General features: G+C 70.4%; 21 protein-coding genes, 2 pseudogenes and 1 riboswitch. Of the genes and pseudogenes, 18 read left to right on the forward strand and 5 right to left on the reverse strand.

What is annotated here, in order from left to right; all coding sequences use genetic code 11:
* The 9 genes and pseudogenes from Q1K57_RS11595 to Q1K57_RS11635 form a co-directional block, all read left to right on the forward strand.
* A pseudogene (locus tag Q1K57_RS11595) lies at nucleotides 1-580 on the forward strand (hypothetical protein); the annotation flags it as partial.
* Between the two features lie 60 nt (nucleotides 581-640).
* Nucleotides 641-964, forward strand: coding sequence for a YbaB/EbfC family nucleoid-associated protein (locus Q1K57_RS11600; RefSeq protein ID WP_300082711.1), 324 nt, complete (start codon nucleotides 641-643; stop codon nucleotides 962-964).
* A 16-nt stretch (nucleotides 965-980) separates the two neighbouring features.
* The gene (recR, locus tag Q1K57_RS11605) at nucleotides 981-1,592 is read left to right on the forward strand and encodes a recombination mediator RecR (RefSeq protein WP_300082714.1); all 612 of its coding nucleotides are present in this window, start codon (nucleotides 981-983) and stop codon (nucleotides 1,590-1,592) included.
* A gap of 78 nt (nucleotides 1,593-1,670) precedes the next feature.
* Nucleotides 1,671-2,246, forward strand: a complete 576-nt coding sequence (locus Q1K57_RS11610; protein WP_300082717.1) for an NADPH-dependent F420 reductase — start codon at nucleotides 1,671-1,673, stop codon at nucleotides 2,244-2,246.
* A gap of 249 nt (nucleotides 2,247-2,495) precedes the next feature.
* Nucleotides 2,496-3,308 carry an HAD family hydrolase gene (locus tag Q1K57_RS11615; protein ID WP_300082720.1) on the forward strand — a complete coding sequence of 271 codons (813 nt, stop codon included), beginning with the start codon at nucleotides 2,496-2,498 and terminating at the stop codon, nucleotides 3,306-3,308.
* Between the two features lie 118 nt (nucleotides 3,309-3,426).
* Nucleotides 3,427-4,392 (forward strand): zinc-binding dehydrogenase, encoded by a 966-nt coding sequence (locus tag Q1K57_RS11620; RefSeq protein ID WP_300082723.1) that lies wholly within the window; start codon nucleotides 3,427-3,429, stop codon nucleotides 4,390-4,392.
* A 52-nt stretch (nucleotides 4,393-4,444) separates the two neighbouring features.
* A complete protein-coding gene (gene htpX / locus Q1K57_RS11625; RefSeq protein ID WP_300082725.1) occupies nucleotides 4,445-5,347 on the forward strand; it encodes a zinc metalloprotease HtpX in 903 nt (300 codons plus the stop codon).
* Nucleotides 5,348-5,679: 332 nt separating this feature from the next.
* Nucleotides 5,680-8,814: an isoleucine--tRNA ligase gene (ileS, locus tag Q1K57_RS11630; protein WP_300082728.1), complete on the forward strand. Its 3,135-nt coding sequence runs from the start codon at nucleotides 5,680-5,682 to the stop codon at nucleotides 8,812-8,814.
* A gap of 39 nt (nucleotides 8,815-8,853) precedes the next feature.
* A complete protein-coding gene (locus Q1K57_RS11635) occupies nucleotides 8,854-9,735 on the forward strand; it encodes a formate/nitrite transporter family protein (RefSeq protein ID WP_300082731.1) in 882 nt (293 codons plus the stop codon).
* Between the two features lie 63 nt (nucleotides 9,736-9,798).
* Here Q1K57_RS11635 and Q1K57_RS11640 read toward each other — a convergent pair whose 3' ends face one another.
* Together Q1K57_RS11640 and Q1K57_RS11645 are read right to left on the reverse strand one after the other, a co-directional pair.
* Nucleotides 9,799-10,758, reverse strand: coding sequence for an alpha/beta hydrolase (locus Q1K57_RS11640; protein ID WP_300082735.1), 960 nt, complete (start codon nucleotides 10,756-10,758; stop codon nucleotides 9,799-9,801).
* Nucleotides 10,755-12,764 (reverse strand): acyltransferase family protein, encoded by a 2,010-nt coding sequence (locus Q1K57_RS11645; RefSeq protein WP_300082738.1) that lies wholly within the window; start codon nucleotides 12,762-12,764, stop codon nucleotides 10,755-10,757. Before Q1K57_RS11645 ends, Q1K57_RS11640 begins: the two co-directional genes overlap by 4 nt.
* A 128-nt stretch (nucleotides 12,765-12,892) precedes the next feature.
* On the opposite strand from Q1K57_RS11645, the gene Q1K57_RS11650 reads away from it, so the two are divergent.
* Genes Q1K57_RS11650 through Q1K57_RS11660 form a run of 3 tightly spaced genes read left to right on the forward strand, consistent with a single transcriptional unit; the run spans nucleotide 12,893 to nucleotide 16,297 of the window.
* Nucleotides 12,893-13,909: a 1-phosphofructokinase family hexose kinase gene (locus Q1K57_RS11650; RefSeq protein WP_300082741.1), complete on the forward strand. Its 1,017-nt coding sequence runs from the start codon at nucleotides 12,893-12,895 to the stop codon at nucleotides 13,907-13,909.
* A gap of 29 nt (nucleotides 13,910-13,938) precedes the next feature.
* Nucleotides 13,939-15,999, forward strand: a complete 2,061-nt coding sequence (locus Q1K57_RS11655) for a fructose-specific PTS transporter subunit EIIC (RefSeq protein ID WP_300082744.1) — start codon at nucleotides 13,939-13,941, stop codon at nucleotides 15,997-15,999.
* A 31-nt stretch (nucleotides 16,000-16,030) separates the two neighbouring features.
* On the forward strand, nucleotides 16,031-16,297 hold the full coding sequence (locus Q1K57_RS11660; protein ID WP_300082746.1) for an HPr family phosphocarrier protein: 267 nt from the start codon (nucleotides 16,031-16,033) through the stop codon (nucleotides 16,295-16,297).
* 61 nt (nucleotides 16,298-16,358) lie between these two features.
* Here the strand turns inward: Q1K57_RS11660 and Q1K57_RS11665 are convergent, their stop codons facing one another.
* A complete protein-coding gene (locus Q1K57_RS11665; protein WP_300082749.1) occupies nucleotides 16,359-16,850 on the reverse strand; it encodes a DUF1707 domain-containing protein in 492 nt (163 codons plus the stop codon).
* Between the two features lie 108 nt (nucleotides 16,851-16,958).
* On the opposite strand from Q1K57_RS11665, the gene Q1K57_RS11670 reads away from it, so the two are divergent.
* Nucleotides 16,959-18,218: an aspartate kinase gene (locus Q1K57_RS11670; RefSeq protein WP_300082753.1), complete on the forward strand. Its 1,260-nt coding sequence runs from the start codon at nucleotides 16,959-16,961 to the stop codon at nucleotides 18,216-18,218.
* A gap of 22 nt (nucleotides 18,219-18,240) precedes the next feature.
* The gene (locus Q1K57_RS11675; protein ID WP_300082756.1) at nucleotides 18,241-19,251 is read left to right on the forward strand and encodes a hypothetical protein; all 1,011 of its coding nucleotides are present in this window, start codon (nucleotides 18,241-18,243) and stop codon (nucleotides 19,249-19,251) included.
* On the opposite strand, the gene Q1K57_RS11680 is transcribed toward Q1K57_RS11675, so the two are convergent.
* Together Q1K57_RS11680 and Q1K57_RS11685 are read right to left on the reverse strand one after the other, a co-directional pair.
* Nucleotides 19,241-19,819: a DUF4276 family protein gene (locus Q1K57_RS11680; protein WP_300082759.1), complete on the reverse strand. Its 579-nt coding sequence runs from the start codon at nucleotides 19,817-19,819 to the stop codon at nucleotides 19,241-19,243. The two genes, Q1K57_RS11675 and Q1K57_RS11680, sit on opposite strands and share 11 nt — an antisense overlap.
* A gap of 143 nt (nucleotides 19,820-19,962) precedes the next feature.
* On the reverse strand, nucleotides 19,963-20,922 hold the full coding sequence (locus Q1K57_RS11685; protein WP_366525370.1) for an AAA family ATPase: 960 nt from the start codon (nucleotides 20,920-20,922) through the stop codon (nucleotides 19,963-19,965).
* Between the two features lie 130 nt (nucleotides 20,923-21,052).
* A riboswitch (TPP riboswitch) is annotated at nucleotides 21,053-21,159 on the forward strand.
* 34 nt (nucleotides 21,160-21,193) lie between these two features.
* Here Q1K57_RS11685 and Q1K57_RS11690 point away from each other — a divergent pair.
* The 4 genes and pseudogenes from Q1K57_RS11690 to Q1K57_RS11705 all read left to right on the forward strand — a co-directional run.
* Nucleotides 21,194-22,306: a thiamine ABC transporter substrate-binding protein gene (locus Q1K57_RS11690; protein ID WP_300082765.1), complete on the forward strand. Its 1,113-nt coding sequence runs from the start codon at nucleotides 21,194-21,196 to the stop codon at nucleotides 22,304-22,306.
* A gap of 1 nt (nucleotide 22,307) precedes the next feature.
* On the forward strand, nucleotides 22,308-23,948 hold the full coding sequence (locus Q1K57_RS11695) for an iron ABC transporter permease (protein ID WP_300082768.1): 1,641 nt from the start codon (nucleotides 22,308-22,310) through the stop codon (nucleotides 23,946-23,948).
* Nucleotides 23,945-25,009: an ABC transporter ATP-binding protein gene (locus Q1K57_RS11700; protein WP_300082771.1), complete on the forward strand. Its 1,065-nt coding sequence runs from the start codon at nucleotides 23,945-23,947 to the stop codon at nucleotides 25,007-25,009. The genes Q1K57_RS11695 and Q1K57_RS11700 overlap by 4 nt, the downstream gene beginning before the upstream one ends.
* A 367-nt stretch (nucleotides 25,010-25,376) precedes the next feature.
* Nucleotides 25,377-25,688, forward strand: a pseudogene (locus tag Q1K57_RS11705) (hypothetical protein); the annotation flags it as partial.

Raw genomic sequence — 25,688 nt, forward strand, 5'->3', positions numbered from 1 at the left:
GGAGCCGGAGCTCGCGCGGGCGGAGGCGGCGGCGTCCGACCCGGGAACGGTGTCGACGGCGGGCATCCGGTCCATGTGGCCGCAGGTGCTGGACGCGGTGAAGAACAGACGTCGCGTGACATGGATCGTGTTGCGGGAGAACGCGCAGGTGCACGGCTTCGCCGACGACGTGCTGACGCTCAGCCTGAACAACCCGGGGGCACGCGAGAGTCTCAGCCGTGGGGGGAGCCTCGACATCGTGCGCGAGGCGATCCTCGAGGTGATGGGCATCGCGCCGCGCATCGAGACGATTGCGGGTGAGGACGAGGCGCCGTCGGCGCGATCGGCCCCGGTGCCGCCACGGCCGCCGCAGCCCAGCCCGGGAGAGGCGGAGCGTCAGATCGCACAGGCGAGCGCCGCTCCGGCGGGCGCCGACCTCGCTCGGGCGAACATCCAGACCACGCAGGCAGCACCTGAGCCGGAGCCTGAGCCCACCGAGTCCCGCGACGACCCCGACCTCGACACCGGCCTGAACAGCGACGAGCTCCTGGCCACCTACCTCGGCGCCCAACTCATCGGCGAGGAGGACCCGGAGCCGTGACCTGTTCCATCCTCCCCATCACGTAGGCTGAGACAGCACTCCAGACGGAAAGGCGACGACATGTCGATGTTCGGTGGCGAGGGCGGCGGGTTCGACATGAACGCGCTGCTCGCCCAGGCCCAGGCCATGCAGGAGCAGCTCCAGAGCGCACAGGCCGACCTGGCCACCAAGACCGTCACCGGAAGCGCCGGCGGCGACCTCGTGGTCGTCACCATGACGGGTGCCCTCGAGGTCACGGAGGTCAAGATCGATCCCAAGGCCATCGACCCCGACGACCCCGAGACGCTCGGCGACCTCGTCGTCGCGGCCCTCCGCGACGCCTCGCACCAGGCGCAGGCCCTCGCGTCGGCGTCCATGCCGCAGATCCCCGGTCTCGGCTTCTGAGCGGGCCGCACCACCTGTGTACGAAGGTCCCATCCAGACGCTGATCGACGAGTTGGGCCGCCTGCCCGGCGTGGGTCCCAAGAGCGCGCAGCGGATCGCCTTCCACATCCTCACGGCCGACAAGGAGGAGGTCGCCCGCCTCGCCGATGCCCTGCGCGAGGTCACGGACAAGGTGCGCTTCTGCGAGATCTGTTTCAACATCGCCGAAGAGGCCACCTGCCGGGTGTGCCGCGACCCGCGCCGCGACCAGTCGGTCATCTGCGTCGTCGAGGAGAGCAAGGACGTCCAGGCGATCGAGCGGACCCGCGAGTTCCGCGGCCTCTACCACGTGCTCGGCGGTGCGATCAGCCCCATCGACCACGTGGGCCCCGACGACCTGCACATCGCGGAACTCCTGCGGCGCCTCAGCGGGCCGACGGTCACCGAGGTGATCCTCGCCACCGACCCCAACCTCGAGGGTGAGGCCACGGCCACCTACATCTCCCGGCTGCTCGCCGGCACGGGAATCACCGTGTCGCGGCTGGCGTCAGGGCTGCCGGTGGGTGGCGACCTGGAGTACGCCGATGAGGTCACCCTCGGGCGCGCCTTCACCGGTCGCCGCGCCGTCACCTGGGGCGCCACCTCCTGAGTTGAGCTACGCAAGTAGTTGATACTTCAATCAAGAGGTGGCATCGTGGTGTCACCACGCAGACTGAAGGAGCGAGCAATGAACACCGTCACCATCATCGGCACCGGCACCATGGGCAACACGATCGGCGCGCTGCTCGCCAAGGGCGGAGCGCAGGTGGAGTACCTGGGCCGGGACGACGCCGCCACCCCCGCGACGGGCGACATCGTCGTCCTGGCGCTGCCGTATCCTGCCGTCGCCGGCGTGCTCGCGGACCGCAAGGACCAGCTGGCCGGCAAGGTCGTCGTCGACATCTCCAACCCGCTCGATTTCGCCACGTTCGACTCGCTCGTGGTGCCGGCCGATTCCTCGGCGGCCGCTGAGGTGGCCCGCGCACTCCCGTCCGCGCACGTGCTGAAGGCGTTCAACACGACCTTCGCCGCCACGCTGGCCACCGGCGTCGTCGGCACGGCCCCCACCACGGTCCTCATCGCGGGCGACGACGCCGACGCCAAGGCCCAACTCGCCGCGCTGGTCACGGCTGCCGGTCTGGACGCCGTCGACGCGGGCGCTCTGTCCCGCGCCCGGGAAATGGAGGCACTCGGGTTCCTCCAGCTGACCCTCGCCGCCGGGGAGAAGATCTCCTGGACCGGCGGTTTCGCCCTGCAGCACTGACGCCCGCTGCACAGAGGACCGCAGCACGGACGCCGGCGGCGTCCTGTCGCCTCGCCCGGATCCACTTCCCTCGCCTCTTCCCACCGACCATTCCCGGTGTCACTTCCCTCGTGTTGCAACGCGAGGGAAGTGGCGCGCGGCGAGGGAAGTGGTGCAATGCGGGGGAAGTGTCGCCCGCGCGGGACGTGAGCACGGAGCGCGGCGACGAGGTCGGCGCGGTGGCCACGTCGAGCGGGCTAGGGTTCTTGCGTGATCCGCCTCATCGCGACCGACGTCGACGAAACGCTCATCCAGTCCGACCACCACACCATCAGCGCCCGTACGCGCGCCGCCTTCGCCGCGGCAGTGGACGCCGGCATCACCGTCACCGCCATTTCGGGGCGGCAGCCCTACTCGATCGCCGCGCTCGTCGAGGGCACGGTGCTGGCCGGGCCCGCGATCGGCAGCAACGGCTCGGTCGCGATGAACCTCGTGAGCGGCGAGCTCTATTTCGAGGAGCTCATCGACGTCGACGCGCAGACCACGCTCGCGCGTGCGATGGCGGAGCGGTGTTCCGGACTGCTGGCGGTGTCGGTACGCAACGGCGGCAACCTCTATGTCGCCCAGCACGGCTACGTCGGCCAGCAGGATCCGGGCGCCCAGCAGGTCGCCTGGCCGGTCGAGCACCGCTGGGCCGACCTGTCCGACGTGCTCGCCGAGCCTTCGGTGAAGCTGGTCCTCAAGCACCCCACCCGCACCCCCGACGAGCTGTACGCCGCCGCGCGCGAGCTCGCCGTCCCCGGCTGCCATCCGACGATCTCCGGGGCGGACTTCCTCGAAGTGGCGCGCGAGGGAGTCACGAAGGCGTCCGGGCTGGCCAAGGTGTGCGCGCACCTGGGCATCGAGGCGAGCGAGGTCGTCGCGTTCGGCGACAACATCAACGACGTCGAGATGCTCACGTGGGCGGGGCACGGCGTCGCGATGGGCAACGCCCGCCCCGAGGCCCGAGCGGCCGCCGACGAAGTCACCCTCTCCAACGACGACGACGGGGTGGCCGTGGTCATCGAGCGCCTGCTGGGCTGATCGCGCAGAGAGGATCCGCCGGCGTCGACCCTCGACGCCCCAGCCAGGGCGCGCTTCCGCGCCCGCAGTAGCCCGGAGCGGCTGTGGATCGGCACCGACGCCTGCCTAGAGTGTCCACATGCGCGCCGCCTTCGTCCGTCAGGCCAACCCGACCGACCCCCTGGCCGCCCTCGAGGTGGGGGAGCGGCCCGAGCCCGACGCAGCCCCCGGCTGGGTGACGATCGCGGTGCGGGCGGCGTCCCTGAACCACCACGACCTGTGGTCGCTGCGCGGGGTGGGCCTGCCCCCCGAGCGCATGCCCATGATCCTCGGCACGGACGCCGTCGGCGTCACCCCCGACGGGCGCGCGGTCATCGCCCACGCCGTCGTGGCGAGCGAGGACTGGACCGGCGACGAGACCCTCGACCCGAAGCGGGCCCTCTACTCAGAAGGCCCGCAGGGCACCCTGGCCGAGCGGCTCGCCGTGCCCGAGCGGAACCTCGTCGACAAGCCGGAATGGCTGACCTGGGAGGAGGCGTCCTGCCTGCCCTGCGCGTGGCTCACGGCCTGGCGGATGCTCACCAAGAACGTCGGGTTACACGGCCCCGGCACGGTCCTGGTGCAGGGCAGCTCGGGTGGGGTGAACTCCGCGGCAATCGCGCTGGCCCACGCGCTGGGTCACCGGGTGTGGGTCACCGCCCGCAGCGAAGCCAAGCGCGTGTGGGCGGCGGGTTTGGGGGCCGACGCCACGTTCGAGCCCGGTTCCCGCCTGCCCGAGCGGGTGGATGCGGTGATCGACAACGTCGGCGAAGCCACGTGGTCCCACTCGCTGAAGAGCCTGCGGCCCGGCGGAACGGTGGTGACCTGCGGCGCGACCTCGGGCTCCAACCCGCCTGCCGACCTCAGCCGCGTGTTCTTCCTACAGTTGCGCGTGATCGGCTCCACGATGGGCACGCGGGCCGAGCTGGTCGAGCTGCTCGGCTTCCTCGAAGCGACCGGGCTCAGACCCCACGTGGACCGCGTCCTGCCGTTGAGCGACGTCGGTGCCGGGCTGGCGGCGCTGGCGTCCGGGGAGGTGTTCGGCAAGGTCGTCATCCGCCCCTGAGGCCGCCGCGTTCAGGGTCGGATCAGGGGTGTTCGGCTAAGCCGGACGGAAGATGAACCCCTGGCTGTGGTGTTGTTGGGTCATGACGTCCTCGCACAACAACGGGCTCAAGACCGTCGCGCTGTTCGGCGGCCTGTGGGCGGTGCTGCTCGGCCTCGGGTGGCTGATCGCCCAGGGTACGAACCAGCCGTCCTTCATCTGGATCTTCGCCGTCATCGGTCTGGTGTCCACGTTCGTCTCCTACTGGAACTCCGACAAGATCGCCCTGCGCTCGATGAACGCCCAGCCGGTGTCCGAGGCGCAGGCGCCCGAGTATTACGCGATGGTGCGCGAGCTGTCCGAGCGCGCCAACCAGCCGATGCCGCGGCTGTACGTCTCGCCCACCGAGAGCCCCAACGCGTTCGCGACCGGGCGGAACCCCGAGAACGCCGCCGTCTGCGTGACGACCGGCATCCTGCGCATCCTCGAGCCGCGCGAACTGCGGGCCGTGCTCGGCCACGAGCTCATGCACGTCTACAACCGCGACATCCTGCTCAGTTCCGTCGCAGCCGCCATCGCTGGGATCATCACGTCGCTCGCCCAGATCTTCATGTTCTCCGGCGGCGGCCGCCGGGAGGGCATCAACCCGCTCGCCGGTCTGCTCATGGTCTTCCTCGCGCCGCTCGGCGCCACCGTGATCCGCATGGCCATCTCGCGCACCCGCGAGTTCGACGCCGACGAGGACGGCTCCCGCCTCTCCGGCGACCCCCTCGGCCTCGCGTCGGCCCTCGTCAAGATCTCCCGCGGCGTGGACGCCCGCCCGCTGGCCCCCACGCCCGCACGCGAGGCGACGAGCGCCATGATGATCGCCAACCCCTTCCGCGGCGCCGCCTTCGCGCGCATGTTCGCCACCCATCCGCCCATGGAGGAGCGCATCATGCGCCTCCAGCAGATGGCCGGGACAGGACGGTTCTGACCGTCCCGGACCGGACGCCCCCCGCCGCCGGTTGCCGCCCAGTTGGAGGCAGCGGGGTCGGGTTCGTATGATGGCCGGGTCCGCACGGCAAGGATGGGGCCATCACCCCGGAGCTGCCGGAAGAACGGCGTGGGTTCCCGGGTCTCGACCGGCTCGGCCAGCTCTCGCTCATTAGAACCGGCGGCGGGCGACGACGAGCGGGGCACGTCCTCCCACCGGGGAAGGTGCCCAAGAAGGGTGGTACCGCGGGTCCGCCGGAGGTGTTCCGGAAGGCTCGTCCCTTCGTCCCACCCGACGGACGCCGGCGGCGTCCGAGAACGACGAAGGAACCCATGAGCTCGCACGTCTGTGGCTATCGCGCCGTCGCACCCCAGGTGGACCTGCCCGCGATGGAGCGCGAGATCATCGCGCTCTGGGACGCCACCGACCCGTTCTCCGCCTCGCTCGCCAAGACCGCCGACGGGCCGCGCTGGACGTTCTACGAAGGCCCGCCCACCGCGAACGGCATGCCGGGCACCCACCACATCGAGGCCCGCGCCTTCAAGGACGTCTTCCCCCGGTTCAAGACCATGCAGGGTTACCGGGTCGACCGCAAGGCCGGCTGGGACTGCCACGGCCTGCCCGTCGAGCTGGCCGTCGAGAAGGAACTCGGCTTCAACGGCAAGCCCGACATCGAGGCGTACGGCATCGCGCCGTTCAACGAGCGCTGCCGCGCGTCGGTGACGCAGTACGTCGACCAGTGGACCGACCTCACCCGCCGCATGGGCTACTGGGTGAACCTCGACGAGGCGTACTGGACGATGAACACGTCCTACGTGGAGAGTGTGTGGTGGTCGCTCAAGCAGATCCACGCGCGCGGGCTGCTCGTGGAGGACCAGCGCGTCGCCCCCTACTGCCCGCGCTGCGGCACCACGCTGTCCGATCACGAACTCGCCCAGGGCTATGAGGACACCGCCGACACGACCGTGTTCGTCCGGTTCCCGCTGACGAGCGGTCCCTACGCCGGCACGACCGACCTCGCGATCTGGACGACGACCCCGTGGACGCTCGTCTCGAACACGACCGTCGCCGTCGGCCCGGACATCACGTACACCGTCGCGGTCTCCGACGCCGGCGACAAGCCCGTCGTGGTCGCCGAGGACTCGGTGGCCTCCGCGCTCGGCGAGGGCTGGCACGCCACGGACACCTTCACCGGCGCCGCCATGCTCGACTGGACCTACGAGCGGCCCCTCGACCTCATGGACCAGCCGGGCCGCGCGTGGTTCGTCGTCAACGAGGACTACGTGAGCACGGGTGAGGGCACGGGCCTCGTGCACCAGTCGTACCCGTTCGGCGAGGACGACTTCGTCTCCAGCCGGCGCAACAACATCGTGTACGCCAACCCGATCGGCACCGACGGCTGCTTCCTGCCCCACCAGGGCTACGTGTCCGGCGTCTTCTTCAAGACCGCCGACGCGATGATCATCGACGACCTGCGCGAGCGCGGGCTGCTGCTGCGCACGCTCGTCCACGAGCACCCGTACCCGCACTGCTGGCGCTGCCACACCCCGCTCATGTACTACGCCCAGCCGAGCTGGTACATCCGGACCACGCACGTGAAGGACGCCCTCCTCCGCGAGAACGAGGCGACCAACTGGTACCCCGAGCACTTCAAGCACGGACGCTACGGCGACTGGCTCGACAACAACATCGACTGGGCCCTGTCGCGCAAGCGCTACTGGGGCACGCCCCTGCCTATCTGGCGTTGTGAGGACGACCACCAGGTGTGCGTCGGGTCGGTGGCCGAGCTCGGCGAGCTGGCCGGTGAGGACCTGTCGGCCCTCGACCCGCACCGCCCGTTCGTCGACGACGTGTCGTTCGCCTGCCCGACCTGCGGCAAGCCGTCGCACCGCGTGCCCGAGGTCATCGACGCGTGGTACGACTCCGGTTCGATGCCGTTCGCGCAGTGGGGCTACCCGTGGGCCGAGGGCTCGGCCGAGCGGCTCGAGCACGCCTACCCGGCCGACTTCAGCTGCGAGGCCATCGACCAGACGCGCGGCTGGTTCTACTCGCTCATGGCGGTCGGCACGCTCACGTTCGACGCGAACAGCTACCGCAACGTGCTCTGCCTCGGCCACATCCTGGCCGAGGACGGTCGCAAGATGAGCAAGCACCTGGGCAACATCCTCGAGCCCATCCCGCTCATGGACACCCACGGCGCGGACGCCGTCCGCTGGTTCATGGTGGCCGGCGGGTCGCCGTGGTCGTCGCGCCGCGTCGGCCACTCGACCATCACCGAGACCGTGCGCAAGGTGCTGCTGACCTACTGGAACGCGGTCAGCTTCCAGTCGCTCTACGCCCGCACGAACTCGTGGACGCCGACGCCTCCGCCCGCCGGAACGCAACTCGGCGTGCTCGACCGGTGGCTGGTGAGCGTCCGGAATGCGCTCGTGGCCCAGGTGACCGACGCCCTGGAGAACTTCGACACCCAGCGCGCCGGCTCGCTGCTGTCCGACTTCGTCGACGACCTGTCGAACTGGTACATCCGCCGCTCGCGCCGCCGCTTCTGGGACGGCGATCCCGCCGCACTCTGGACGCTCCACGAGACGCTCGACGTCGTCACGCGCCTCATGGCGCCGATGGCGCCGTTCATCACCGAGCGGGTGTGGCAGGACCTGTTCGTCGCCGCCGTTCCGGACGCCGCCGCCTCCGTCCACCTCGCCGACTGGCCGGTGGCGGACGAGGCGTCCGTCGACGGCGACCTCAACGTGGGCATGAAGCTGGCGCGCCGGCTCGTCGAACTCGGCCGGTCGGCGCGATCGGACGCCCGGGTCAAGACCCGGCAGCCGCTCAAGCGCCTGCTGGTGGCGTCGGCGTCCCACGCCAGGTTGGGCGAGGAGTTGCTCGCGGAGGTCGCGACCGAGCTGAACGTGGGCACGGTCGAGCCGTTCGGCTCGGCGGGCGACCTCGTGGACTACTCGGCCAAGGGCAACTTCCGCGCGCTCGGCAAGCGGTTCGGCAAGGACACGCCCAAGGTGGCGGCGGCGATCGCGGCCGCCGATGCCGCGGCGCTGGCGTCCGAGCTGGCGGCCACGGGGCAGGCGAGCGTCGACTTCGCCGGGGGCACCGTGGTGACGGCCGACGAGGTGCTGGTCACGGAGCGTCCGCGCGAGGGCTGGTCGGTGGTGAACGAGCAGGGCGAGACGGTGGCGCTCGACCTGGAGCTCACGCCCGAACTCGTCGCCGCGGGCCTGCTGCGCGAGGTGGTGCGGCTCGTCCAGGAGGCGCGCAAGGCGTCCGGTCTGGAGGTGTCCGATCGCATCGCGTTGACGTGGAAGGCCGACGCAGACCTCGCCGACGCGCTACGGTCGGGAGCTGACGAGGTCGCGCGCGAGGTGCTCGCGACCACGATGACCGAGGGTGACCCGGCCGGCAGCGTCGTCTCCGACGACGAGCTCGGCCTGCAGTTCTCGGTTGCGAAGGCCTGACCGCCTGACGCGGTCGCTGCGGAGTGAGAGGAGCCGGCCATGGCCGATTCGATGGACCGGCTCTTCCCCGGTCGTGTCTTCATCAGCACCGTCCTGGATGCCCTGGACACCAAGACGACCATGACCGGCGAGGTCGCCCGCATCTTCCTGCAGCGGGCGGCCATGGCCGGCATCATCATCGGCGTCTTCTACATGACGAACTTCTCGATCGTGTCCGTGTTCGCGGGCATCCCGGTGAACGCCGATCTGACCCTCGCGGGGGTCGGGAAACTCATCGGTGGGCTGGCGTTCGGGTGGGCGCTCGTGTTCATCTACTACACGAAGTCCGAGCTGCTGACGTCGAACATGATGGTCGTCACCGTGGGCGTCTACCACAAGCGGACGACGGTGGCCCGGTCGCTGAAGATCATGGGGCTGTGCCTGCTGGGCAACTTCATCGGCGGGCTGGTGATCGCGACGCTGGTGCGGTTCAGCACGCTGACCGGCGGGGCCGTGGGCGACCAGATGCTCGCTGCGGCGGCGCACAAGCTGGAGTACATCTCGGCGGGACCGGCGGGGTGGGCCGACCTGTTCGTCCGGGCCATCTTCTGCAACTTCATGATCAACATCGCGATGACGCTCATCTGGAACGGCTTCATCAAGGACGATCTCACGCGCTCGCTGGCGATGATCATGGCGGTGTTCATCTTCGCGTTCCTGGGCTTCGAGCACTCCGTGGCGAACACGGTGCTGTTCACCGTCGTCGGCTTCACGCACGGCATCGACATCGGGCTGGCGTTGGGGAACGTGGCGATCGCGCTGGTGGGCAACTACATCGGCGGCGGCCTGTTGATCGGCCTGTACTACGCGTGGGCCAACGACCACCGCCACTACCTCAAGACGCACCCCGAGTTGGCCGAGGAGCCCCCAGTCGCCCAGTAGCCCCCAGGGCCCGGACGCCCACCGGTCGCCCCGTAGCCCCGGGTCGTCCGCCGGGGCGCGGCCTCAGGAGCGCAGCGCCTCGCGGCCCCAGCGGGTGTCCAGCATGGCGGCTGCGTCGTGGCCGACGCCGGGGACGGTGACGATCGGCTGGCGCAGATCCATCCGCGGTCCGAACACGACCTCCAGGTGCCGGTGATAGTTCAGGGCGCGCTCCTCGCGGTCGGCGCCCTGAGCGCGACCCATGCAGGTGCGGTCGAGGCTGCTGGCGTTCGGATTGTCGTCGGCCGTCCCGATGAGATACGAGATCGCCCGTCTCGGATAGCGGGCCATGATCCCGTCGGCGCCGCCCGACGCCACCACGTACGGCGGTAGCTGCTCCAGCCCGTAGCGCCACCGGTTGTACTGCGGGCACGCGTCGAGCGCTTCGCTGTCCCACCCGGCCCGGTCGGGGGTGAAGTACAGGTACGACGACGGGTTCACCACCACGTAGCGGTGCAACTCCACCGGGGAGGCCGCCGCGTACCGGTTCACGAACTGCCCGCCCCCCGAGAAGCCCACGAGGGTGATCGACCGGTCGCCGAGCTTGCCGATGAACTCGTCCATCGCCGCGTACGACGACAACCCGTACGACGAATCCGAGCCCGCCGGCCACTGGGTCGCGTGCCACGCGTGACCGCCGGGCGCGGCGTCCGACTGGGCGGCGAACAGTGGCGCGAGGACGATCGTGTCGGTCGGCTCACCGTCCAGCGCGGCGACGACGGCGGCGCGCAGCGCACAGGCGTCCCGATCGAGGCCGTGGACGGCGACGATCACCCGGCGGGTGCTCGTGGTGAGCTGGTCGACGGGCCGGCTCGCGCAGTACGAGAAGGTGCGTCCGGCCAGTTCGGTCGTCCGCAGGAGAGCGTCCACCGACGCCGCCGCGGTCGGGCGCGGCGCCATGCTGGGTTGCGGCAGCGGCCCGGTGCATCCCGCTAGCAGCACGAGCCCCACGAGCCCCCCGACCCAGCGCAGCAACCCGGTCACACGCCCACCTCCGTCCGCCATGCCTCGGCGAATACGTCCACCAGCGTGGCGACGTACGTGCGGCTCAGATGGTTGGTGTCCATGTAGACGTAGGTGTTGCCGATGACGCCGAGGCACTCCGACCCGGGCGACGGCGGGCACAGCCAGTCGCTGAAGTCGAGATAGTGCATGTTCGGCAAGGTCTCCAGGCCTCCCTTGGGCCAGGCGTCGAGCAGCTTCTCCGTGCGCGGCGCGCGGCAGCGGGCGTCGAGGGAACCGTAGCGTTGGATGCATTCCGGCATGTTGAACCCCCACCTGGGGTTGTCGCGCACGTTCACCACCTGCACGCCGGACTCGGCGACCGGCGCGATCGCCGCTGCCCAGCCCCAGTCGTCGTGCTCCGGATCGGACGCCTGCGCCGACGACCCCGTGCTGAACACGTAGTCGGGGTGGAGTTCGAGCAGCCATGCGATCGTCTCGGCGCCGTATTCGGGGCAGCCGGCCGCCTCGCTGGGCGATCCCACCCGGCACGCCGGCATCACGTGCGCGATGACCCGCCAATGCTGCTCGGCCGCCAGCGGTTCCAGCGCCGTGAGCCATTGGTAGGCGTGGCTGTCGCCCACCACGGCGACCGTTTTCGTCACGTCCCCCTCGGGGAGAAACACGTGGCACCACCCGCTGTCGGGATTCGGCGGCAGCCCTGGGTCGCCGGCCACACAGCCCGGCCACGGCGTCGGCCAGTCGTTGGCGATGGCCGCATCGCCCGGGGCGATACCGCGCCGTGCCGGCGTGGGCGTCGCCGTCGCGCCCGGGGTGAGCACCCGCCCGCCCGGGCGATCCGCCTCGGGCAGGTTGGCGGTGGCGGTCGCGTCCCGCTGGATCAGCGCCTGCACCCCCATGGACGCCGCCAGCGCGATCATCGAGAACGTCAGGATCGCGGCCAGCGCGTAGCGCAGGCGGCCGAGCAACAGCAACCCCTGGAAGCGCCGCTCGATGAGCCGCGTCGTCAGGTCGGCGCACAGCAGCGACAGGGCCAGCACGATGACGCTGCCCATCGGGTCGAGCCGTGCCGGCGGCGTCATCACCCACGCGTACATGGCGTAGACCGGCCAGTGCCACAGATACAGCGAGTACGCCCGGTTGGCCACGAACAAGGCAGGACGTCGCGTCAGCCACCAGGAGGCGTGCCACCGGTCGTCGGCGCGGGCGCCGCCGAGCATGACGAGCGCCGCCGCCGCGAGCGGCATGAGTGCGGCCCAACTGGGGAAGTCGCCGCGGCCGAGGACGAGGCCGGTGACGGTGAGGAGGCCCACGCCGAGCCACGAGAGGGCGCGCGAGGCGGCGTCCGGGAGGGTGAAGGCGGGCAGCAGCGCGGCGAGGCCGGCGAGGGAGAACTCCCAGAAGCGGGCCCAGGTGCTCAGGTAGGCGACGGCCGGGTCGATGCCGACGAGCCACGTGGCGTAGCCGAACGAGACGACGGTGACCAGGCCGAGCGCGGCAGCGAGGGTGCGTCGGACGGGGATGCCCGCGTGCCGCTCGACGAACGAACACGCCACGAACAGCAGCGCCAGCAGGACGAACACCTGCCCCTGCACGGAGAGGCTCCAGAAGTGCTGGAACGGGTTCAGCTGGCTGGCGCTGGGCGCCATGTAGTCGACCGAGTCGGCGATCATCTGCCAGTTCTCGTAGTAGAACAGCGAGGCCTGGCCGTGCGCGAGGAACGAGCCGTAGCGGGTCGGTGGCAGGACGATCCAGCCGACGAAAAGGGTCACGGCGATGACGACGGCGGCACCCGGCACGAGGCGCCGGAACCTCTGGATGAGGAAGGAAACGAGGCGGAACGCGGTGCCCTTGCGCGCGTAGCTGCCCACCATGAGGAAGGCGGAGATGAACAGGAAGACATCCACACCGCCGGAGACGCGCCCCGACGTCCACAGGTGGTAAGCGACCACGAGCACGATGGCGAAGCCGCGCAGGCCCTGGATGTCCGCGCGGTAGCCGCTGCGCGCTCGATCCGGGGCTGCCACGGGCACCAACATTAGGCGTTTTACGAGATCTCCACACGAAGCCACACGGACCGCACGATCGTGTGCAAGACTCGCCCATAGCGGGCTGCAAAGCACACATAAACCCACAGAACCCCGAGGAAGTGGACATGGGAGAGTCAGCAGTGAACCTCCGGCCGGAGGGCACGGGACGCGTGGTCACGTTCACGCCCAACCCGAGTATCGACCGCACCGTCGTCCTGGACGCGCCGCTCGCCCGCGGCGAGGTCCAGCGCACGGTGTCCGTCACCGAACAGGCGGCGGGCAAGGGGGTGAACGTCGCCAAGGTCGTTGCCGAGTCGGGCGTGACCGCCGAGGCCGTCCTGCCCTTCGGCGACAAGGCCTATCTGGAAATGCTGGACGCCGATCTGCCGGGCCGCATGACGGTCGCGGCAGCCGAGGTGAGCCACCGGCCGCGGACGAACACGGCCATCACCGAGCCGGACGGCACCACCACGAAGATCAACGAGTCCGGCCCGACCCTCTCGGACGACGACCTGGCCAGTGCGCGCGACGCCCTCGTCCGGGCCGCCGAGGGTGCCGACTGGGTGGCCCTGTCCGGCTCCCTGCCCCCCGGTGCGCCCGTCGACTGGTACGCCCAGCTCGTCTCGGCCCTCAAGCCTCTCGGGGTCAAGATCGCGGTCGACACATCGGACGCCGCCCTCGACGCCGTCCTGGACGCCCTGCCCGAGGCGTCCTTCGACCTGATCAAACCCAACTCCGACGAGCTCGCCCAGCTCACCGGTGGGGACGCCGCCGCCTTCGAGGCCGCCGCGTCCACCGGTGACGTCACCGACATCGTCGCCGCCGCCGCGCGCCTGCGCGACCGCGGCATCACCAACGTCCTCGTGACGCTGGGCGGCTCGGGCGCCGTCCTCGTCAACGCTGACGGCGCGTGGCATGCGGGTGCCCCGAAGATCTCCGTCCGGAGCACCGTGGGGGCCGGCGATTCCTCGGTCGCGGGCTTCATCCTTGCCGATGTCGCGGGGCGTCCGCCCGCCGAGTGCCTCACCACCGCCGTCCGCTATGGCTCGGCGGCGGCCTCGCTGCCCGGCACCACCTTGCCGACGCCGGCCGACCTGCCGTCCGCCGACGTCTCCGTCACCGACCTGCCCCTCCCCAACTGAGCCCTGCCCACCACGAAAGGGAAGACGCCATGAGCTTGATCAATGAACAGCTGGTCCGCCTGGATGCGGACCTCGGAGCCACGAAGGCCGACGTCATCGCCTCCTTGGCCGGAGTCGTCGAGGCAGCGGGCCGAGCGGACGCCGCCGGCCTCACCCGCGACGCCATGGACCGCGAGGGCAAGGCCGCCACCGGCCTGCCCGGCGGCTTCGCCATCCCGCACTGCCGCTCGGCCGCCGTGCGGGAAGGGTCGCTGGCCTTCGCGCGCCTGTCGAACCCGGTCGACTTCGGCGCCAAGGACGGCCCCGCCGATCTGGTCTTCCTCATCGCCGCGGCGGCGGACGGCGACGCCGACCACCTCAAGCTGCTCACCCAGCTGGCCCGCGCCCTCGTGCGCAAGGACTTCCTCGCCTCCCTGCGCGCGGCCCAGAGCCCGGCCGAGATCGTCGCCCTCGTCGAGGGCGTCGTGAACCCGGCCCAGGCGAAGGTGGACGCCGCTGCTGCCGCCCCTGTGGCGGCCGGGGCGGCGGCAGCGGCAGGGACGGGCGCGGCGGCGTCCGACCGGCCGATCATCGTCGGCGTGACGGCGTGCCCGACCGGCATCGCGCACACCTACATGTCCGCGGACTCTCTGACCCAGGCGGGGGAGGAGATGGGTGTCGACGTGCGCATCGAGACGCAGGGGTCGGGCGGTGTCGAGCCGCTGCCGGCGTCGGTGATCGCGAGCGCCGTGGCGGCCATCTTCGCGACCGACGTGGGCGTCAAGGAGCCGGAGCGGTTCGCGGGGCTGCCCGTGATCGAGTCCGGTGTGAAGCGCGGCATCAACGAGCCCAAGAAGATGATCGAGGAGGCGCTAGCGGCGTCCAAGGACCCGAACGCGCGGAAGGTGTCGGGTACCCCGGGGGCGGCGTCCAGCCAGGCCAGCGGCAGCCAACTCGGCTGGGGCAAGCGGATCCAGCAGGCGCTGATGACGGGTGTCTCGTACATGATCCCGTTCGTCGCCGCCGGCGGTCTGCTCATCGCCCTCGGCTTCGCGCTGGGCGGCTTCGACATCGCGCTGGCCCCCGGGTCGCCGGGCGGGCGCACGTGCGAGCAGTTGACGTGGCTCTCGGCCGCCGACTGCGCGGCCGCCACGGAGGCGGGGACGTCCATCGGCAGTCTCGCCATCAGTGCGGGCTGGAGTGCAGGCTTCGGCAACTACATGGGCGCCCTGCTGTTCACCATCGGCGGCGCGGCGTTCGGCTTCCTGCTGGCAGCCCTGTCCGGCTACATCGCCTATGGCCTCGCCGGCCGTCCCGGCATCGCGCCCGGCTTCGTGGGCGGCGTCATCGCCGGCACGGTGGGTGCAGGCTTCCTCGGCGCGCTGGTGACCGGCCTCATCGCCGGGCTGCTCGCCCTGTGGATCTCCGGGTTCAAGGTGCCCAGGTGGTTGGCCGGCCTGATGCCGGTGGTCATCATCCCGCTGGTCGTGACGCTCGTGACCGGCCTCATCATGTACCTGTTCCTCGGCGCGCCGCTGAAGGCGCTCATGGACGCCATGACGAACGGCCTCAACGGCATGACGGGCGGCTCGGCGATCTTGCTGGGCATCATCCTCGGTCTCATGATGTGCTTCGACCTCGGTGGCCCGGTCAACAAGGCGGCGTACCTGTTCGCCACCGCGGGCCTGTCGGCCCAGACCCCGGCGGCGTTCGGGATCATGGCGACCGTCATGGCGGCCGGCATGGTGCCGCCGCTGGCGCTCGCGCTGGCCACGACGATCCGCAAGAAGCTGTTCACGGAGGCGGAGCAGGAGAACGGCCGTGCGGCCTGGCTGCTGGGCGCCTCGTTCATCTCCGAGGGCGCGATCCCGTTCGCGGCCGCGGACCCGCTGCGCGTCATCCCCGCCATGATGGCGGGCGGCGCGGTGACCGGCGCCCTGTGCATGGCACTCGGCGTCGGCAGCCGGGCGCCGCACGGAGGCGTGTTCGTCCTCTTCGCGATCAGCAACCCGATCGGGTTCATCATCGCTATTCTTGCTGGCATGGTCGTCAGTGCCGCGGCGGTGGTGGCTCTCAAGGAGTTCACAAGCAAGAAGGCCGTCACTGCCTGACGTCCCCATCTGACCTGTCGAAGGAGAACAAATGGCCAGCAAGACTGTCACCGTCGGTTCGTCGGTGGGCCTCCACGCCCGTCCGGCCGCCATCATCGCCGAGGCCGCGGAGGCCTACGACGATGAGATCATCCTCAAGCTCGTCGGTGGCGACGATGAGGAGGGCGTGGACGCCGCGTCGAGCCTCATGATCATGACCCTGGGTGCCGAGAAGGGTGCCGAGGTCACGGTCGAGTCCGACAACGAGGAAGCCGTCGAGGCCATTGCCGCGCTCATCGAGAAGGATCTCGACGCGTGAGTTGATCTCGACCCGAGACCACGAGGGGCCCGCTCCGTCCGGAGCGGGCCCCTCGTGCGGGTCAGCGGGAAATCTCGGGCGGCGGCTTGCGTTCCTCCGGAGCGAGATGGGTCAGGATGACGCTGCCGAGGATGGTGATCACGAAGAACATGAACCAGTTGCCGAACACGATGGCCGACAGGATGCACACCGGCCAGATGAGGCCGCGAGCGAGCGGCACCCACTTCGCCACCTGCGGCGGCAGCAGCCCACCGGACGCCGCCGGCGCCGGCACGGCCGCCGCGGGCTCGACGGTGCCGGGGGGCGTCCAACTGGCGGCCTGGACAGGCGTCCACCGGTCGTCCGTCGCGCCGGGGAGGGACGGATGCGGCTCGGGCAGGTCGCGGAAGAGCGGCACCATGTCGGCTGCGAAGCGCGCCGACAGGGCGGCCCCCATGCGCTCGGCGAACTCGGCTTCGTCGAGACGACCTGCCTCGAAGTGCCCGCGCAACAACTCGGCGGCGGCGTCGCGGTCGGCGTCCGATAGCCGCTGGGGCACGGGCTCGGTCGACATGGCGCCAAGTCTAGGGCTCTCTCACGCCTCACCAGTCGGGATGACCGGCGGCACGCGGGGCGTCCGTGGCAAAGTAGTCCGGGTTCGACCGACGAAAGGGTGACAGGCGTGCGAGTGGTGCAGAAGTTCGGCGGTTCCAGCGTCGCGGACGCCGCCAGCATCAAGCGCGTCGCGCAGCGCATCGTCGACACGCAGGCACAGGGCCACGAGGTGGTCGTGATCGTCTCGGCGATGGGCGACACCACCGACGAACTGCTGGACCTCGCCCAGCAGGTGTCGCCGAACCCGCGCCCGCGCGAGCTCGACATGCTGCTCACGGCGGGGGAGCGGATGAGCGCCGCCCTGCTCGCCATGGCGATCAACGACCTCGGCTACACGGCCCGTTCGTTCACGGGGAGCCAGGCGGGCGTCATCACGACCGAGAAGCACGGCGATGCGCGCATCATCGACATCACGCCCGGGCGCATCGAGTCGGCTCTCGGCGAGGGCGACGTGGTGATCGTGGCGGGCTTCCAGGGCGTTTCACAGACGACCAAGGACATCACGACCCTTGGCCGCGGGGCGTCCGACACGACAGCCGTCGCGCTGGCAGCCGCTCTGCGGGCGGGCTATTGCGAGATCTACTCCGACGTCGACGGGGTGTTCTCCGCCGATCCACGCATCGTGCCCGGCGCGCGCCGCATCCCGGAGATCTGCTACGACGAGATGCTCGAGATGGCCGCGAACGGCGCCAAGATCCTGCATCTGCGCTGCGTGGAATATGCGCGGCGCGAGAACGTACCCGTGCACGTGTGCAGTTCGTTCTCGAACAAGCCCGGCACCTGGGTGAAGCACATCAGCGAGGAGGAGTCCGTGGAGAACCCCATCATCACCGGCATCGCCCACGACCGGTCCGAGGCGAAAGTCACGATCGTCGGGGTGCCGGACCGCATCGGCGCCGCCGCCGACGTGTTCGACACGGTTGCGGACGCCGGCATCAACATCGACATGATCGTGCAGAACGTGTCGGTCTCCGACGGCACCACGGCGATCTCGTTCACGCTGCCGCAGGCCGACGGCGCCAAGGCCATGGCTGCCCTGGAGGCGGCGCGCGAGGGCATCGGCTTCACCGACGTCAGCTACGACGATCACGTCGGCAAGGTCTCGGTGGTCGGCGTCGGCATGCGCAGCCACCCCGGCGTGTCCGCCACGTGTTTCCGCGCCCTGGCGGCGGCCGGCATCAACATCGAGATGATCTCGACCTCCGAGATCCGCATCTCGGTGGTGGTCGACATCGACGACGTCGACAACGCCGTCCGTGCCTGCCATACCGCCTTCGGCCTCGATGCCGAGGGGCAGGCGGTCGTGTACGCGGGGACCGGCCGCTGACCGGGCACCGGCCGGCCCGGACGTGACGCCGCAGAAGGAGCCCCCCCTTCTCGGGCTGGGCATCGCCGCGTGGCTCATCCTCATCGTCGGGCCGTGGTACCTCCTCATCGTCCTGCTGCAGCCCTCGCCGCACGTTCTCGGGTGGGCGGCGGCGTCCGCCTGGATCGCCTTCCCGCTCGCCGTCCTCTTCCACGGCTTCTCGAGCGGACGCAACCTCATGCTCGCCGACCGCATCGCACCGCTGGGCTACGCCAGCGGCCTCGTCCTCGCCTGCATGTTGCTGCTCTCGCCGGCCGAGGCCATCTTCCTCGCGCCCGAGGCGTGGTACCCGGCGTTTCAGGTCCTCGCCGTTCTGCTGCTCGTCGTCTGCGGCGCGCGCCTCGGTCTGCTCGTGGACGAGCGTCTCGTCGCGGTCCGGCGTCCCGCCACGCTCGCCCAGGCGATCTTGGACAACGCCCGCACCGTTGGGCCCTCCACGAGGGCCGGACGCCGTCGGCGCCAGTCCCTGAGGGCGGCGAAACAGGTCCTCGCGCGAGCTCCCGTCGCCGAACGCGTCCGGGCCAGCGTGACCCATCGGACGGCGCTGATGTGGCGTTATCTGGCCCTCACGGCCGTCGTGCTCGTCGCCGGGGTGCCGCAGCTGGTGCTTGCCTCGGGGGCCTTCGCGGAGGGCTGGGTGGCTCTTCTCGTCGGGCTCGCGCTGCTGCTCGAGACCCGGCTCCACGTGTGGCGTCGGGAGACCCTCGCGGACGGCTTCGCCGACCCCGATCCGTGGGCCGGCCGGACGCTCTACGACGCCTGGTGTGGCCTCTCCGCGGGGCTGGTCCTCGTACTCACCCTGCGCACCACGGCGGCCATGGGCGGCGTCCGCAGTGATCTGTGGCTGTGGTACGTGCTGGTGCTCGCCGCAGCCATCGCGGCCAGCGTCCTCCCCTTCCGGGTCGCCCGCAGCCACAGCCGCGCCCTCTTCGATCGTTGGCTGGCCCGCAACCCGCGTCGCGCCGAGGAGCTTCGCGCCCTGGTCACTGCCTGAAGGAGTAGCACTCGCGGCACACGTCAATCAGGCGCGACAGCGAAGGGCTGCGTTGCGCCGATGTGTCGAGATCGAGCATCGACGCGAACGCCGCCTGATGGCGCGTCTCCGTGTAGCCCGTCGACATCATGGCCGCCAGTGCCTCTTTGGCGCCGCGTGGTGCTTCGGGGTCACCCGCGAAGGACGCGTCGTTCAATACATCCCGATGCGAACGTAGTGATTCGATGCCCGCAAGGAACCATGCCTCGAACTCCTTGACCGCGATAACGACGAAGGGGTCGAAATCGGCCGTTCGGGTGAGACCCTCCACCTTGGCCACGAGCGCATCGGGATCGACGTCGTCAGCGTCGACCAAGATGAGAACGCCTCCTGGTTCATCGCCCAACTGGCGGCGCTGGAGCTCGCTGGCTCGCTTGATGTTGTCGGTGAGCATCTGGGACTTGGGGACGCGGTGTGGCTTCGGGAAGTTCACGTGGAAGATCCCATCCCTCGCTGCGACTCGGCGAAGGAGCACGGGCAGTGCATCGACTTCTCCGTACCCCTCGACGATCGTTCGGACGGTCGTCATGGCACGAGCGGCTCGGGCTTGGGATGCTCGCCTGCCTCTGGATCCAGCTGGTCCAGTCGGAGGAGCTCCCCTGCGGAATATAGCCCGTCGAGGATCGCTTGACGGCCCACCACGTTGATGGGCGCGATGACAGTTCGACCGGCCTAGGCCCGGACCGAGATCAGACTGCGGGGATCCAGTTCGGGCGAATCCAGCAGTTCCGGGCTGTGGGTCGTCGCGATCACTTGCCGCGTGTGGCTGGCTTCCTGCAGGGCGTCCAAGAGGTAGCCGGCTGCGGCCGGATGCAGGGCTGTCTCTGGTTCTTCGATGGCGACCGGGCTGGCGAAGGGGCTGCCATCGTCAACGGCGAAGAGCGCCACGAGCACGCCCAGCGCGCGCATGGTGCCGTCGCTGATCGATGAAGCTTGGAACTGCCAGGGAGCGTCGGCCCCAGCGACCTCTTGGCGGAAGTCCAAGGACTCCCAGGCTCCGACTGCCTTGCGGTCGACCGAAACGATGCCGGGAACGATGCGCTGAAGGAACTCCTCGACCACTAACTTGCGGGCGGGGTTCGCTCGTCTCATCGCCTCGAGGACACTGGCAACGTTGGCTCCATCTCGCCGCAGCAGCTCCCCCGGATCGGGTTTCTGTGGCTCACGCATCGATTCTGGGTTGACGTTGTACACGTTCATTCCGGTGAGTCCATCGAACACCGGGCGGAACGGCTCAAGGCCAGACATGGCCACGAGGTAGAGCCGATCGTCCAGGGCGCGGGGTGCGACTTGTACGGACGCCTCGAGCACCTCCCCGCCTGCGACGTTGAAGAATGAGTCGGGCCGCCCGTCGTGCCAGGCCACGCGGCAGCTTTCGTGCGTCACTCGGTAATCCCCGCCTTTGGCGGCACCGACTCTGAAGTGGTACTCACCCGAGAAATCTGCGCACCGGAAGGTGAGCCCAATCCCGAAGTGGCGCGGGTGCCCTGTGGAGCGACGCCTCACCTCGGAAACACCGCCTCTGTCCCGAAGCGCGTTGTCCAAGTTCTCGTTCAGGGATTGTGAAACGAACCGCAAGCTGTCCACGAAGTTGGACTTACCCGAGCCGTTCGGTCCCACGAGCAGGTTCAACGGCCTCAGTCTCACAGTGCAGCGAGCGATACTCCGGTACTCGCGCAGGGTGATCCCTGTGATGTCGAAACGTGCGGGACTCGTCACGCAGGTGAGCTTATCCGTGAGGTGGATGCTCGCGCGCTAGTCTGTCCCCAGACAGGGGAGCGCCCACGGGGGCGCTGAGAGTGCGGAGCGCCGCAGACCCTCGAACCTGATCCGGCTAGCACCGGCGGAGGGAGTCGAGCTCTTGGCCGAACAGGCCACCCCTTCTGGAGACAGGAGGAGTTCCATGACCACAGCCACCACCGTGCGGGCCGCCGGCCGGGGCGTCCGCGTGTTGCTCGCGGGCGTTCTGGCCGCCGGCCTCACCGCCTGCGGCACCACCACCCCGACCGCGAGCCCGACCGGCACAGCCACGCCGGCGACGCCCGCGGCGTCCGAGTCGAAGACGCTGACGGTGGTGACCCACAGCAGCTTCAACGTCAGCCAAGAACTGCTGGACCAGTTCGCCGCCGAGACCGGCTACACCGTCACCTACACCGCCCCAGGCGACGCGGGCAGCCTCGTCAACCAGCTGGTCCTCACGAAGGACAGCCCGCTCGGCGACGTCGTCTACGGGATCGACAACACGTTCGCCGGCCGGGCGCTGGCCGAGGGCGTCCTCGTGCCGTACGAGGCGGAGGGTCTGGACGCCGTCACCGCCGGCACGTTCGCCGCCGACGACACGGCGCGGCTGACCCCGATCGACTTCGGCGACGTGTGCGTCAACGCCGACCTGGGCTGGTTCGAGCAGCGCGGGCTCGCCCTGCCGGCCACTCTGGACGACCTGGCCAAGCCGGAGTACCGCGACCTGCTCGTGGTTTCGAACGCGGCGACGAGCTCGCCCGGCTTGGCGTTCCTGGCGGCGACCGTCGCCGCGAAGGGCGAGGACGGCTATCTCGCCTACTGGCAGCAGTTGAAGGACAATGGGGTGCTCGTCGCCAACGACTGGACCGAGGCGTACACCGTCCAGTTCAGCGCGGGCGGCGGCAACGGCCCGCGGCCGCTGGCGCTCAGCTACTCGACGTCGCCGGCGTTCACCGTCTCCGAAGACAAGCAGAGCACGTCCACGGGCGCGCTGCCGGGCACCTGTTTCCGGCAGGTCGAGTACGCCGGCGTCATCGCGGGCGCACAGAACGAGGTGGGTGCCCAGACATTCATCGAGTTCATGCTGAGCCACGACGTGCAAGCCGACATCCCGGGCGAGATGTACATGTACCCCGTCGTCAAGGAGACCGAACTGCCCGAGGAGTGGGTGCGGTTCGCACCGCTGGCCGACAAGCCGTACACCTTGACGGCGGCCGAACTGTCCGACGGGCGGGATCGTTGGATCCGTGCCTGGACCGCCGCGGTGCTCAACTGACGTGACCCGCCGGATCGGCTGGGGGCTGGCGGGGGGCATCCCGCTCGCCTTCCTCGCCGTGTTCTTCGCCTGGCCCGTCGGCGCGTTGCTGGCCCGTGGGCTGTTCGGCGAGGGTGCCGCCGGCCTGTCCGGCTTCGCGGCCGTCCTGGCGTCACCGCGCACCGGCACGGTGGTGGCGACGACGCTCGCCCAGGCCGCCGCGGGCACTGTCGTGTCCCTCGCGCTCGGCCTGCCCTGCGCCTGGGTGCTCTACCGGACGCGGTTCCTGGGCCGCGGCTTGGTGCGGGCGGTCGTGACGATCCCGTTCGCGCTGCCGAGCGTGGTGGTCGGGGTGGCGTTCAAGTCCCTCGTCATCGCGACCGGGCCGCTCGGCGCGTGGGGCCTGGACGGCACGTGGGCGATCGTGGTGGCGTCGCTGGCGTTCTTCAACGTGGCCGTCGTGGTGCGCACCGTGGGCGCCCTGTGGGCGTCGCTCGATCCGCGCCCGGGCCAGGTCGCCGCCGTGCTCGGCGCCTCCCCGCCGCGCGTGCTGCTCACCGTCACGCTGCCGGCGCTGGCGCCGGCGATCGCATCGTCCGCGGCGCTGGTCTTCCTGTTCTGCGCGTCGGCGTACGGCGTCGTGATGGTGCTCGGCGGGCCCACGTGGGGCACGATCGAGACCGAGATCTGGTTCCTCACCCAACAGTTGCTCGATCTCACCGCGGCCGCGGCCCTCTCGATCATCCAGCTCGGGGTCGTGACCGCGTGCCTCCTCGTCACGAACCGCCTGCAACTGCGGCTCGCCCACGCGCAACGCCTGCGCACCGACGAGCGGGTGGCCGACCGTTGGCGGTGGCGGCGCGACCTGCTGCCGTCGATCCCCGTGGCGGGCGTCGTCGTGTTGGTCGCCCTGCCGTTGACGAACCTCGGGCTGCGATCGCTGCGGACGGCCTCCGGCTACGGGCTCGACCACTATGTCGCTCTGTTCACCGGGCTGTCCGGCCCTCTCGCCGTGCCGGTGACGAGCGCCGTCGGCAACTCCCTGCGGACGGCTGCCGCGGCGTCCGTGCTTGCGCTCGTCCTCGGGATCCTCGTCAGCCTTGTCGTCAGCCGTCGGCCCCGCAGCCTGCCCGGACGCCGCGCCCTCGGCTTGCTCGACGCGACGTTCATGCTGCCGCTGGGGGTGTCGGCGGTGACGGTGGGCTTCGGGTTCCTCATCACGCTCAACCGGCCGCCGCTGGACCTCCGCAGCTCGATGGTCCTCGTGCCCATCGCGCAGGCGATGGTGGCGTTGCCCCTCGTCGTGCGGGTGCTACTGCCCGTGCTGCGCGCCATCGACCCTCGGCTCAAGGAGGCGGCGGCCGTGCTCGGGGCGTCCCCCGGCCGCGTGCTCGCCACCGTCGAGGCACCGCTCGCGGGGCGCGCCCTCGGCCTCGCGACCGGGTTCGCGCTGGCCACGTCGCTGGGGGAGTTCGGCGCCACCTCGTTCCTCGCGCGGCCCGACGCCCCGACCCTGCCGGTGGTCGTGTTCCGGCTGATGGGGCGTCCGGGCTTGGAGAACCAGGGAACGGGCATGGCGGCCGCGGTGCTGCTGGCCGTGCTGACGGCCACAGTCATGGCCGCGGCTGAGAGGATGAGGCCCATGGAGGCGTCGACGTGGTGACCGGGCTGACCGTGCAGGACGCCATCGTGCGCTACGTGACCTCGGCCGAGGACGGGCGCACCGCAGGCCGGCGTCCTGCCGTCACCTGGGTGCCGAAACCGCGCGCCGTGCGCGCACAGGAGCGCCTGCTGACCGCCGTCGACCGGGTGTCATTGGAGGTCGCGCCGGGGGAGATCGTGGCACTGTTGGGGCCGTCCGGGTCGGGCAAGTCGTCCCTGCTGCGGGCCATCGCCGGGCTGGAGCCGCTGGCGTCCGGGCGCATCACCTGGGACGGCAGCGACCTGGCTCGCGTGCCGGTGCACAGGCGCAACTTCGGGCTGATGTTCCAGGAACCGGCACTGTTCCCGAACATCGATGTGGGCGCGAACGTGGCCTACGGGCTCCACCGGCTGCCGCGCGACCGGCGGGAGGCCGTCGTCGAGGAGGTCCTCGACCTCGTCGGTCTGCCGGGCTTCGCCGGCCGCAAAGTGACCGAACTCTCCGGTGGCCAGGCGCAGCGGGTGGCGCTGGCGCGCTCACTGGCGCCCCGGCCGCGCCTGATGCTGCTCGACGAGCCGCTGTCCGCGCTGGATCGCGGCCTGCGGGAACGGCTCGTCGACGTGCTCGGCGAGGTGCTGCGCGCCACGGGGACGCCCGCCGTCCACGTCACCCACGACCAGGACGAAGCGTTCGCCCTCGCCGACCGCGTCGCCGTCCTCGCCGAGGGGCGACTGCTCCAGATCGGTACGCCCGCCCAGTTGTGGCACCGGCCGGCGTCGATGGAGGTGGCGCAGTTCCTCGGCTACGGCACCGTGCTCACGCCGGAAGACGCGGCGGCGCTCGGCGTCGCCGACCTGGACGCGGACGCGTCCGTCGGCCTCGGCCCAGCTTCCCTCATTCAGGACGCCGCCGGCGCGGCCCTGCCGGTGGTGACCCAGAGCGTGCGGCGGGGCTACGTGTCCGTGCGCCTCCGCCTGCCCAGCGGGCAACTCGCCGAGCTGCGCGTCCCCGACAAGATCGACGCCGCAGTCGTGGGCGTCCGGATCAACCGGGACGCCGTGGCCCTCGTTGCGGACGCCTGAGGCTGGCCCGCGGGGCGGGGCGGGGCACGCGTCGCGGGGATGGGGCCGGGGGTCGCGGGATGAGGCGGGGCGATGGGGCGGGGGATGTCGCGTGCGACTGTCACGCTGGGACAGCCCTCACGAGCGTGACGTTGCGAAAAGACCGGCCCCCCGGAGATCCGGAGGGCCACCTATTTTGGTCGGGGTGACAGGATTTGAACTGCCACCTCAAGCTCCTTCGTCTACCTCTCCTGACTACCAGTTTCAGCGTGGTGACTAGGCATGATGGTCTCCACCTCTCGAACGCCAAGTAGGCGCAAATAGGCAGAAATGGGCTGTTGTTAGGATGCGTTAGGATGCAGGTGAGATGCAAGGGCAAGGTGACAGGGTGACCAATCTCCGACTGGTGGACGGGGCTGCGGGTACGCCCGCGCGCACCGGGTCGGCCCCGCGGCCGTCCAGTCGGACCAGGTCGACCAGGCGCCGGCGGGCCTTCGGAAAGGTCGCGAAGCAGCGGTCGGGTCGCTACCAGGCCAGCTATCTCGGCGAGAACGGGGAGCGCTACCTGGCCCCGGTCACCTTCGAGACCAAGGGCGACGCCGACGCGTGGCTGTCGATGCGCCGGGCCGAACTGGAGGAGCATCGCTGGCGTCCGCCCGACCCGCAGCCGGCCGAGACCCCGACACTGCGCGACTACTCC

Source organism: Propioniciclava sp., assembly GCF_029977985.1.
Taxonomy (GTDB): domain Bacteria; phylum Actinomycetota; class Actinomycetes; order Propionibacteriales; family Propionibacteriaceae; genus Propioniciclava.

Excerpts from the sequence above, each read along its gene's own strand:
- Q1K57_RS11600 (WP_300082711.1), top strand. The coding sequence starts at position 641 with ATGTCGATGTTCGGTGGCGAGGGCGGCGGGTTCGACATGAACGCGCTG.
- Q1K57_RS11610 (WP_300082717.1), top strand. The coding sequence starts at position 1,671 with ATGAACACCGTCACCATCATCGGCACCGGCACCATGGGCAACACGATC.
- Q1K57_RS11620 (WP_300082723.1), top strand. The coding sequence starts at position 3,427 with ATGCGCGCCGCCTTCGTCCGTCAGGCCAACCCGACCGACCCCCTGGCC.
- htpX (WP_300082725.1), top strand. The coding sequence starts at position 4,445 with ATGAACCCCTGGCTGTGGTGTTGTTGGGTCATGACGTCCTCGCACAAC.
- ileS (WP_300082728.1), top strand. The coding sequence starts at position 5,680 with ATGAGCTCGCACGTCTGTGGCTATCGCGCCGTCGCACCCCAGGTGGAC.
- Q1K57_RS11635 (WP_300082731.1), top strand. The coding sequence starts at position 8,854 with ATGGCCGATTCGATGGACCGGCTCTTCCCCGGTCGTGTCTTCATCAGC.
- Q1K57_RS11650 (WP_300082741.1), top strand. The coding sequence starts at position 12,893 with ATGGGAGAGTCAGCAGTGAACCTCCGGCCGGAGGGCACGGGACGCGTG.
- Q1K57_RS11655 (WP_300082744.1), top strand. The coding sequence starts at position 13,939 with ATGAGCTTGATCAATGAACAGCTGGTCCGCCTGGATGCGGACCTCGGA.
- Q1K57_RS11660 (WP_300082746.1), top strand. The coding sequence starts at position 16,031 with ATGGCCAGCAAGACTGTCACCGTCGGTTCGTCGGTGGGCCTCCACGCC.
- Q1K57_RS11665 (WP_300082749.1), bottom strand. The coding sequence starts at position 16,850 with ATGTCGACCGAGCCCGTGCCCCAGCGGCTATCGGACGCCGACCGCGAC.
- Q1K57_RS11680 (WP_300082759.1), bottom strand. The coding sequence starts at position 19,819 with ATGACGACCGTCCGAACGATCGTCGAGGGGTACGGAGAAGTCGATGCA.
- Q1K57_RS11690 (WP_300082765.1), top strand. The coding sequence starts at position 21,194 with ATGACCACAGCCACCACCGTGCGGGCCGCCGGCCGGGGCGTCCGCGTG.